Annotated in this window: 9 protein-coding genes and 1 pseudogene; 9 read left to right on the top strand and 1 reads right to left on the bottom strand. The window is 73.9% G+C overall.

Annotated elements, in window-relative coordinates; all coding sequences use genetic code 11:
- From ABD323_RS35925 to ABD323_RS35910, 4 genes and pseudogenes are all read left to right on the top strand, one after another.
- Positions 1–1,036 (top strand): annotated as a pseudogene (locus ABD323_RS35925) (DNA polymerase III subunit gamma and tau); the annotation flags it as partial.
- 238 nt (positions 1,037–1,274) lie between these two features.
- Complete coding sequence (locus ABD323_RS35920; protein ID WP_344446292.1) at positions 1,275–1,622, top strand: YbaB/EbfC family nucleoid-associated protein; 348 nt, start codon at positions 1,275–1,277, stop codon at positions 1,620–1,622.
- A 120-nt stretch (positions 1,623–1,742) separates the two neighbouring features.
- Positions 1,743–2,342: a recombination mediator RecR gene (gene recR / locus ABD323_RS35915; protein WP_344446291.1), complete on the top strand. Its 600-nt coding sequence runs from the start codon at positions 1,743–1,745 to the stop codon at positions 2,340–2,342.
- Positions 2,335–2,994: a DUF5063 domain-containing protein gene (locus ABD323_RS35910; protein WP_344446290.1), complete on the top strand. Its 660-nt coding sequence runs from the start codon at positions 2,335–2,337 to the stop codon at positions 2,992–2,994. The genes recR and ABD323_RS35910 overlap by 8 nt, the downstream gene beginning before the upstream one ends.
- Before the next feature lie 82 nt (positions 2,995–3,076).
- Here the strand turns inward: ABD323_RS35910 and ABD323_RS35905 are convergent, their stop codons facing one another.
- A complete protein-coding gene (locus ABD323_RS35905) occupies positions 3,077–3,670 on the bottom strand; it encodes a MarR family winged helix-turn-helix transcriptional regulator (RefSeq protein WP_344446289.1) in 594 nt (197 codons plus the stop codon).
- A gap of 95 nt (positions 3,671–3,765) precedes the next feature.
- Here ABD323_RS35905 and ABD323_RS35900 point away from each other — a divergent pair, with 95 nt between their 5' ends.
- The 5 genes from ABD323_RS35900 to ABD323_RS35880 all read left to right on the top strand — a co-directional run.
- Complete coding sequence (locus ABD323_RS35900) at positions 3,766–5,202, top strand: MFS transporter (protein ID WP_344446288.1); 1,437 nt, start codon at positions 3,766–3,768, stop codon at positions 5,200–5,202.
- Positions 5,203–5,466: 264 nt separating this feature from the next.
- A complete protein-coding gene (locus ABD323_RS35895; RefSeq protein WP_344446287.1) occupies positions 5,467–6,747 on the top strand; it encodes an aspartate kinase in 1,281 nt (426 codons plus the stop codon).
- Entirely contained in the window at positions 6,744–7,847 is a 1,104-nt protein-coding gene (locus ABD323_RS35890) for an aspartate-semialdehyde dehydrogenase (protein WP_344446286.1), read from the top strand. Before ABD323_RS35895 ends, ABD323_RS35890 begins: the two co-directional genes overlap by 4 nt.
- Before the next feature lie 297 nt (positions 7,848–8,144).
- The gene (locus ABD323_RS35885) at positions 8,145–8,666 is read left to right on the top strand and encodes a SigE family RNA polymerase sigma factor (RefSeq protein ID WP_344446285.1); all 522 of its coding nucleotides are present in this window, start codon (positions 8,145–8,147) and stop codon (positions 8,664–8,666) included.
- Positions 8,659–9,858, top strand: a 1,200-nt coding sequence (locus tag ABD323_RS35880; protein WP_344446284.1) for an alpha-amylase family protein, incomplete at its 3' end; no start/stop codon positions are given. The genes ABD323_RS35885 and ABD323_RS35880, both read left to right, overlap by 8 nt.

Here is a 9,858-nt window from a genome sequence, read left to right as displayed (position 1 = left end):
CTCCGCGGCGCGGGCGACGGCCGCGCCCACCCCCGCGCCCACCCCCGCGCCCGCCGCGGGGCCGGCCCCGGGCGCGTGGCCGATCCCGCGGAGCTTCGGCGCCCCGGGTGAGGGCGCTCCGCCGGCGGCTCAGGTCGCGCCCCCCGGTGTGCCGCAGGCACCGGCCCAGCCGGTGCAGCCGGTGCAGCCGGCCCAGGCGGCACCGGTGGCTCCCGCACCCGCTCCCGCGCCGGCCGGGCGTCCCACGGGCGGACAGCCGTCCGTGGCGGCGCAGCAGGGCGCCGGGCAGGTGCGCCAGCTCTGGCCGCAGATCCTGGAGGCGGTGAAGAACCGTCGCCGCTTCACCTGGATCCTGCTCAGCCAGAACGGTCAGGTGGCCGGCTTCGACGGCAGCACGCTGCAGGTCTCGTTCATCAACGCGGGCGCGCGCGACAGCTTCGTGAGCAGCAACAGCGACGACGTGCTCCGCCAGGCGCTGGCCGACGCGCTCAACGTGGACTGGCGGGTCGACTGCATCGTCGATCCCTCCGGTGGTGGCACGCAGGCGCCGCAGCCGGCGGCGGGCGGCGGCGCGGGCGGCGGCGGTGGGGGCTGGGGTGCGGCGCCGCAGGCCCCGCGTCCGGCGGCTCCCGCGGCGACGGCCACGGCGGTCGGCGGGTTCGGCGGCGGCGGCGGGACGGGCGGCGGCGCCGCGCCGTTCACCTCCCCGGCACCGGACGGGTCGGCGGGTGGCCCGGCGGGCGGCGGTGCCGCGATGGCGGCACCGGGCGTGGGCGCGGGGCCGGGGGCCGGGGTGCCGACCCGGGCACCGTCGCCGGTCCAGCCGTCGGCTCAGGCCCAGGGCGGCCCGGGTGGGTACCAGCAGCAGCCGCCGGCTTCCGCCGCTCCGGCGCCGCCGGCGATGCCGATGTCGCCGGACGACGAGATCGTGTCGGGCGACGACCTCGGGCGCTCGGAGCCGACCGTCTCCGGCGAGGAACTGATCATGCGTGAGCTGGGTGCGACCGTCCTGGAGGAGATCCAGCACGGTAACTGAGCGAAGGGCCGGGGCGGGCGGTCCTGGGCACCGGGCGGTAGCCGCGCCCCGGACCCGAGGACGTAGGCTCGAGCGGACGTGTGCTGCCGCATGACACAGCGTGACGGGCGGCGTGGCCGGTACGACGTGACGCTCGCCGTCGCGTCGCACGGCGGCGCCCGGGCAGGCGGTGCGGCGCGGGCAGTGCACGCGGTGCAGGCAACGAACGCAACGAAGGCAACGAAGGCAGGAGTGAGTCGTGTTTCCTGGTGGTGGCCAGCCCAACATGCAGCAGCTGCTCAAGCAGGCGCAGAAGATGCAGCAGGACCTCGCCCAGGCGCAGCAGGAGCTGGCCGCGACGCGGCTGACCGGCTCGGCGGGCGGTGGCCTGGTCGAGGCCACCGTGAGCGGCAGCGGTGAGCTGCTCGCGCTGACCATCGCGCCGGCGGCCGTGGACCCGGACGACACCGAGACGCTGGCCGACCTGGTGCTGGCGGCCGTGCGTGACGCCAACGCCGCCGCGCAGAAGTTGCAGGCGGACCGGATGGGCCCGCTGACCCAGGGGCTCGGCGGCATGGGCGGCGGCATCCCCGGACTGCCGTTCTGACCGGGGGTTTGCGAACCTTGCGGGATATTCGGGCGCCGGACGGTGTGTCCGGCGCCCGGATCGTTGGATGATGGCACCGAACGACGGTGCCGGCGGACAGAGCAGTGGGAAGGCAGAGCGGTGTACGAGGGCGTGGTTCAGGACCTGATCGACGAGTTGGGCAGGCTGCCCGGCGTCGGGCCCAAGAGCGCGCAGCGGATCGCCTTCCACATCCTGCAGTCCGACCCGGTGGACGTGCGGCGGCTGGCGCACGCGCTGCTGGAGGTCAAGGAGAAGGTCCGCTTCTGTGCGGTCTGCGGCAATGTGGCCGAGTCGGAGCGGTGCCGGGTCTGTCTGGACCCACGGCGCGATCTGACGGTCATCTGCGTGGTCGAGGAGTCCAAGGACGTGGTGGCGATCGAGCGGACCCGCGAGTTCCGCGGCCGCTACCACGTGCTCGGCGGCGCGATCAGCCCCATCGAGGGCGTCGGCCCGGACGACCTGCGGATCCGCGAACTGCTCGCGCGACTGGCGGACGGCACGGTCGGCGAGCTGATCCTGGCCACAGACCCCAATCTGGAGGGGGAGGCTACCGCCACCTATCTGGCCCGGCTCTGCAAGCCGATGGGCCTGAGGGTGACCCGACTGGCGAGCGGGCTGCCGGTCGGCGGGGATCTGGAGTACGCCGACGAGGTCACCCTCGGCCGGGCCTTCGAAGGGAGACGACTGCTCGATGTCTGACAAGAGCGCGCACCAGGCGGTGCACACCGGGACGCACCTTGCGGAACCCGACGACTTCGCGGTGCAGATCGCGGATTCGGTCAAGAGCTTCGTGCTCGCGGTGACCGAGATCGCGAAGGGGGACGAGCCGGGCAGCGCGGTGTCGCTGCTGCTGCTCGAGGTCTCCCAGCTGCTGCTGGCCGGCGGCCGGCTCGGCGCGATCGAGGACGTGCTGCCGGAGGACCGCTTCGAGCCGGACGCCGGCCCGGAGCCGGACGGCGTCGAGCTGCGCGAGTGCCTCGCCGAGCTGCTCGCGCCGATCGACGTCTACCACGAGGTCTTCGACCCGTACGGTCCGCCGTCGATGCCCAACGCCTTCCGGATCTCGGACGACCTGGCGGGGGTGGTGAGCGACCTGCGCCACGGGCTGACCCACTACGACGAGGGCCGGGTCAGCGAGGCGCTCTGGTGGTGGCAGTTCTCGTACCTCTCGACCTGGGGCTCGACCTGCACGGCGGTGCTGCGCGCGCTGCAGTCGCTGATCGCGCACGTCCGCCTGGACAGTCCGATCGGCGCGGTGCCGGACGGCGCGGACACGGACGACGACGGTTTGACCGACGAGCAGTTGGAGCAGCAGGCCGGCGACCTGATGGCCGCCGAGCTCGGGATCTGACCGAGCTGACCGGCTGACCGGCTGACCCGCCGGCCGATCCGGCCGGCCCACCCAGGCGTTCCCGGCGTCACCCAGCGGTGCCTCACACGGCGGCGAGCAGGGTCCGGAGCAGCTCACCGAGCTGCTCCGCCTGCTCGCCGCTCAGTGCTGCCAGCGCGCGCTGCTGCTCGGCCAGGCCGGCGCCGACCGCCTGGTCGACCAGCTCCAGCCCCTTGGGGGTGAGCGTGACCCGCAGGCCGCGGCGGTCCGTCGGGTCGGGGGAGCGCAGCACCAGCCCGGCCCGTTCCAGCTTGTCCAGCCGGCCGGTCATGCCGCCGGTGGTCAGCATCAGGGTGGCGGTCAACTCGCGGGGTGAGAGCTCGTGCGGGGCGGCGGCCCGGCGCAGGGTCGCGAGCACGTCGAACTCGCCGCGGCCGATGCCGTACCGCTGGTAGACCTTCTCGATCCGGTCGCCCATCGCGCGGGCGAGGCGGTAGATCCGGCCGAACACGGCCATGGCGTCGGTCTGCAGCTCGGGCCGCACGGCCCGCCACTGGCTGACGATCGCGTCCACGGCGTCGGGCTCCGGCGTCGGGTCCGGCTGCGCCCCGGTCCGCCCCGGGGTCTGCCCCTGGGCCCGGGCCCGTCCCTGCTCCTGACCCTGATCCTGCTGCGTGTGCTGGTTCTCCTGCTCCATGGGACCAGTCTGCCACAAAATAGCTTGCATCTAAGTCGCTTACTGCTAAGTTACTTGCAGCTCACTTAACGATGGACGGGCCTTTGGAGGCAGCGGTGTTCTCGACTCGGCGCAGGATCCGGCGTGCCGGAGCCGCCACGGCACGGGTGCCGGGCGAGCGGGCCCTGCTGGCCGGCATGGCGGTCGACTCGGTGGGGTCGGGCATGTACGTCCCGTTCAGCCTGGTCTTCTTCCGGCACGTCACGGGCCTGCCGCTGTCCCTGATCGGCGCCGTGCTGACGGTCACCGGCCTGCTGGCGATGGCGACGCTGCCGCTGGTGGGCGCGGCGGTGGACCGGTTCGGCGCGCGGCGGCTGCAGCTCGGGCTCTACCTGCTGCGCGCGCTCGGCTTCGGTCTCTACCCGCTCGCCGGCGCGCCGGTCACCTTCGCGCTGGTCGCGCTGCTCACCGCGATCGGGGACCGCGGCTTCCCGGTCGCCCAGCAGGCCCGGATCGGCGAGCTGGCGTCCGGCCCGGACGTCGAGCGGTTGCAGGCGATCGCGCGCAGCCTGGCCAACGCCGGCCTCGGGGCGGGCACCCTGCTGGCCTCCCTGATCATCGGACTGCTGGGCGACCGCGGCTTCACGGCGGCGGCCTGGCTGAACGCGGCCAGCTTCGTGGTCGCGGCCCTGCTGGCCCAGCGGACCCCGGCGAGCCCCGGCGGCGCCGGCACCCGGGCCCGGGGCCGGGCCCGGGCCGGAGCGCGTGCCGTCGGCACCCCGGGCGCGCCCAAGGCGGGCTATCGGACGGTGTTCGCCGACCGCCCCTACCTCGGGCTGACCGCCGCGAACTTCCTGATCGCGCTCGGCTACAGCGCGCTCTCGGTGCTGCTGCCGGTCTTCGCGGCGAGCCGGCTCGGGGCGCCGCAGTCGCTCACCGGTGCCGCCTTCGTGGTGAACACGGCGCTCTGCGCGCTGGCCGGGGTGCCGGTGGCGCGCCTCGTGCGGCGGATCGGCAGCCAGACCAGGGCGGCGGCGCTCGGCGCCGCGCTCTTCGCCCTGTCGGCGGTGGGGCAGGCCGTCCTCGGCACGGTGCGGCCGCAGGCGCTGCCGCTGGTGATGGGGGCCCTGATCGCGCTGGTGGTGGTCGCCACCGTGGGTGAGCTGGTGCACAACCCGACGGCCTCCGCGCTGGCCACCAGCGCCGCGCCGCGGGCGCTGCGCGGGCGCTACCTGGCGACGTACCAGCTGTCCTGGTCGCTGGCCAAGACGGCCGCGCCGGTCCTCTTCACGGTGCTGCTGGCGGCCGACGCCCGGCTGCCCTGGCTGCTGGTCGCGGTCACGGCGCTCGCGGGCGGGGCACTGCTGCTGAGGCTGGGCCGGGTGCTGCCGCCCGAGGCGGTCCGCTCCGAGCCGGGCGGCCGCAGCACCGTCGTGGCGGCCGCCGCCGCAGCCCCGGTGACGGCCTCGGACCCGGCCGCGGGGCTCGCCGCAGGGGTCGCAGGGGGCTCGAGGAGCGGTGGAGCCGAGAAATTCTCAAAAAATCTTGTCTGACAAATCCGGGGTGCAAGCCGCCCCCCTCCGTGAAATCTTTCGAGCCCCCGCCCGCCCCCCGCAGAGTCGCCTGTCGACCCACCGATCCCCTGTTCACCAGGTGAAACGTGAGTCTCATCATATGGAATGCGGCTGACGGTGGTCCCCTGCTCGGTAGACTGACCCGCGACCGCAGTACCCCCTTCCCCTGGGGGTCTGGGGGGACCGGACGGCGCCACCCGCGCCGGGTCCACCCCCCGAAGACGACTTAGTCGAGGAGCGCACGTGGGCCTTGTCGTGCAGAAGTACGGCGGCTCATCCGTTGCGGATGCCGAGGGCATCAAGCGCGTGGCACGCCGGATCGTCGACACCAAGAAGGACGGCCATGAGGTCGTCGTCGTGGTGTCCGCGATGGGCGACACGACGGACGAGCTCATCGAACTCGCCGAGCAGGTTTCGCCGATCCCTGCCGGCCGTGAGTTCGACATGCTGCTGACCGCTGGAGAGCGGATCTCCATGGCACTGCTGGCGATGGCGATCAAAGCCCTGGGCCACGAGGCCCAGTCGTTCACCGGCAGCCAGGCCGGGGTGATCACCGACCAGGTCCACAACAAGGCGCGCATCATCGACGTCACGCCGGGCCGGATCCGCAGTGCCCTGGACGAGGGCAACATCGCGATCGTGGCCGGCTTCCAGGGCGTCTCCCAGGTGAGCAAGGACATCACTACCCTGGGTCGTGGCGGCTCCGACACCACCGCGGTCGCGCTGGCCGCCGCGCTCAAGGCCGAGGTCTGCGAGATCTACACCGATGTGGACGGCGTCTTCACCGCCGACCCGCGGGTGGTGAAGAAGGCCCGCAAGATCGACTGGATCGGCTACGAGGACATGCTGGAGCTGGCGTCCTCGGGGTCGAAGGTGCTGCTGGACCGCTGTGTGGAGTACGCGCGGCGCTACAACATCCCGATCCACGTACGATCGTCGTTCTCCGGTCTGCCGGGGACCATCGTCAGTAACAGCAACCCGATCCAGCCCGAAGGGGGCGAGATGGAGCAGGCCATCATCTCCGGAGTCGCCCACGACACGTCCGAGGCCAAGGTCACGGTCGTCGGCGTCCCCGACAAGCCCGGCGAGGCGGCCCGGATCTTCCGTGCCATCGCGGATGCCGAGGTCAACATCGACATGGTGGTGCAGAACGTCTCCGCCGCGTCCACCGGTCTGACCGACATCTCCTTCACCCTGCCGAAGGCCGAGGGCCAGAAGGCCATCGACGCGCTCGGCCGGGTCAAGGAGGGCATCGGCTACGAGTCGCTGCGCTACGACGACGCGATCGGCAAGATCTCCCTGGTCGGCGCCGGCATGCGCTCCAACCCGGGGGTGACCGCGACCTTCTTCGAGGCGCTCTCGGAGGCCGGCGTCAACATCGAGCTGATCTCCACCTCGGAGATCCGGATCTCGGTGGTCACCCGCGCCGACGACGTCAACGAGGCGGTGCGCGCCGTGCACAGCGCGTTCGGACTCGACAGCGACACCGACGAGGCCGTCGTCTACGGCGGGACCGGCCGATGACCGGCGGCGAGGCGGTGAACGGGCTCGGGGTCGCGGCGCGCGGCGACGAGCCCCGCAAGCCCAACCTCGCCGTGGTGGGTGCCACCGGAGCGGTCGGCACCGTCATGCTGGGCATCCTCTCCGCCCGCCAGGACGTCTGGGGCGAGGTCCGGCTGATCGCCTCCGCGCGCTCGGCCGGCCGCCTCCTGAGCGTGCGCGGGCGGCAGGTGGAGGTCGTCGCGCTGAGCGAGGAGGCCTTCGAGGGCATCGACATCGCGATGTTCGACGTGCCCGACGAGGTGGCGGCCCAGTGGGCGCCGATCGCCGCGGCCAAGGGCGCAGTCGTGGTGGACAACTCCGGGGCGTTCCGGATGGACGAGGACGTGCCGCTGGTCGTCCCCGAGGTCAACGCGGCGGCCGTGCGGATCCGTCCGCGCGGGATCATCGCCAACCCCAACTGCACGACGCTCTCGATGATCGTCGCGCTGGGGGCACTGCACTCCGAGTTCGGGCTGCAGGAGTTGGTGGTCGCCTCGTACCAGGCGGCCTCCGGCGCCGGGCAGAGCGGCATCGACGCGCTGCGCGAGCAGACCCTCAAGGTCGCCGGCACGACGGTCGGCGAACAGACCGGCGACCTGCGCGCGGTGATCGGCGACAACGGCCCGTTCGCGGCGCCGCTGGTGCTGAACGCGGTGCCGTGGGCCGGCTCGCTCAAGGACGACGGCTGGTCCTCCGAGGAGCTCAAGGTCCGCGGCGAGAGCCGCAAGATCCTCGGGCTGCCGAACCTGCGGGTCTCGGCGACCTGCGTGCGGATCCCGGTGGTCACCACGCACTCGCTGGCCGTGCACGCGGTCTTCGAGCGCGAGGTCACCCAGGAGCGGGCGCAGCAGATCCTCGCCGAGGCGCCCGGTGTGGTGCTGTACGACGACCCCGGGGCGGGCGAGTTCCCGACGCCCAACGACGTGGTCGGCACCGACCCGACCTGGGTCGGCCGGGTGCGCCGCTCGATCGACGACCCCAACGCGCTGGACCTCTTCGTCTGCGGCGACAACCTGCGCAAGGGTGCCGCGCTGAACACCGCGCAGATCGCCGAGCTGGTGGCGGCGGAACTCACCGTCTGACGGATCCGCACCGCCCGGTGGCCCGCCACGTCCTGACAGATCCTCACCACAGCCCCCTTCCAGGTGGAGGGGGCTGTCGTGCGTGCGGAAGAATGTCGGCCAGGCGGGCAACCCTGAGGGGGGATCACGTGTCCAACGGTCGTGACAGACCTGGTAGTGGTGGGGGCGGCAGGGCGGCAGTCCGGGGTGGGGCGCACTCCGCAGGGCACCCGACGGGCTCCGCAGAGCGCCGGGCGGTCCCCGCAGGGGGCGGGGCGGACGTCGCCGGGGGCCGGGTGGAAGCCGGTTGAGCCGGAGATGACCGCGGCCGCGACCGAGACGGCGGGAGCCAGCGTCGACCTGCTCACCGCGACCTACCAGGAGCACTACCCCTCGCTGCTCCGGCTGGCCGCGCTGCTGCTGGACGACCAGGCCTCCTGCGAGGACGTGGTGCAGGAGGCCTTCATCCGGGTGCACGCGGCCCGCCGGCGGGTCCGGGAACCGGAGAAGACCCTCGCCTACCTGCGGCAGACCGTGGTCAACCTCTCCCGGAGCACGCTGCGCCGGCGCATCCTGGGGCTGCGGCTGCTGCCCAAGCCCATGCCTGACATGGCCAGTGCAGAGGAGGGCGCCTACGATGCTCTCGAACGCGACCAGCTGAAGGCAGCTTTGCAAGGTTTGCAAAGGCGGCAGCGCGAGGTCCTGGTGCTGCGCTACTACGCCGATATGACGGAGGCACAGGTGGCCGAGGTGCTGGGGGTCTCGGTGGGGGCGGTGAAGGCGTACGGCTCGCGCGGACTGGCGGCGCTGCGGGTGCTGATGGAGAGCAGCCATGACTGAGGATCAGTTCGGCCGCGTGGCGGGGGACCCTGCGGGGCGCGAGGCGGAACGTCCGGTACGGCGGCAGGACCAGGACCAGGAGCGCCGGCAGGACCAGGAGCGGGACCGGGACCAGGAGCGGGAGTTGCGGGCGCTGCTGCAGCGCGCGGTGGCGGGCGTGCAGCCCGCGCCGGACGCGCTGCCGCGGATCCGCCGCGCCATCCCCGTCCGCCGGGCCCGCTACCGGCACACCTGGACCGGTGCGGTGCTGATCGCGCTGGCCGCCATGGCGGCCGTGCCGACCCTGCACGGACTGGGCGCGCTGCAGCTCTCCGACGGCTCGATGCCGGGCGAGGGCTCCAGCCACGCCGCCACCGGGGCGATCACCCCGAGCCCGCCGCCGCACCGGCGCGGCGGGCATCCGGTGGTGCCGCTGCCGGTGCCGTCCGGGAGCGGCGACCTCTCGCCCGGCGCCGGCCCGCCGTCCGCCGTGGCCGTCGGTGCGCCGACCGGCGGACCGACCGGCCCGGGCTCCGAGGGCGGGGGTGTGACGGCGAGTGCCGACAGCGCCGGCGGCACGGTCCCGGCGACCCCCGCCTGCGCCGCGGGCGACCTCGGCCACTCCACCGTGACGCTGGGCCCGCCCGACGGCTCGGGCCGGCACTACGGCGCGTTCACGGTGGCCGACATCTCCGGGCACGCCTGCGTGCTGACCGACCCGGGCACCGTGACGGCGGCGGTCGACGGCGGCGGTGGCGGCGCGATCCGGGTGCTCGCCCACCAGGTCGGCGACGCCGCGCCCGGGCTGCCGGATCCCGCCACGGCGCCCGCCCGCCTCCTGCTGGCGCCCGACGGTGCCTACCGGCTCGCCTTCGCCTGGGTGCCGGCCGGGTCGTGCGGATCGCCCGGCGGCGGCGCGAGTCCCGGCGGCACCGGGTCCACGGGCGGGGCGACGGCGAGCCCGGGGAGCGGTGCGAGCGGCGGTCCGGGCCCCGGCGGTGGTGGCGGCCCGCTGGCCAGCGGCGCCGCGAGCCCAACGGCCGGCCCGACCGGGGCGGGCAGTGCCTCGCCGCGGATCGGTGGACCGGTCATCGGGGGGCCGATGCGCCCCAACGGCACACCGGTCGGGACGGGCGCGGGGACGGCCACCGGGACGACGGGTGACACCGGCACCGGCACCGGCACCGGCGGCAGCGGCAGTTGCGGCCTGCGC

Origin of the sequence: Kitasatospora nipponensis (genome assembly GCF_039528135.1) — a bacterium.
Classification (GTDB): Bacteria; Actinomycetota; Actinomycetes; order Streptomycetales; family Streptomycetaceae; genus Kitasatospora; species Kitasatospora nipponensis.
The sequence above is the reverse complement of the archived record's forward strand: the minus strand, read 5'-3'. Positions and strand labels throughout refer to the sequence as shown.

What these genes read in the sequence shown, in the direction of transcription:
- ABD323_RS35910 (WP_344446290.1), top strand. Translation starts at nt 2,335, where the DNA reads ATGTCTGACAAGAGCGCGCACCAGGCGGTGCACACCGGGACGCACCTT.
- ABD323_RS35905 (WP_344446289.1), bottom strand. Translation starts at nt 3,670, where the DNA reads ATGGAGCAGGAGAACCAGCACACGCAGCAGGATCAGGGTCAGGAGCAG.
- ABD323_RS35890 (WP_344446286.1), top strand. Translation starts at nt 6,744, where the DNA reads ATGACCGGCGGCGAGGCGGTGAACGGGCTCGGGGTCGCGGCGCGCGGC.
- ABD323_RS35885 (WP_344446285.1), top strand. Translation starts at nt 8,145, where the DNA reads ATGACCGCGGCCGCGACCGAGACGGCGGGAGCCAGCGTCGACCTGCTC.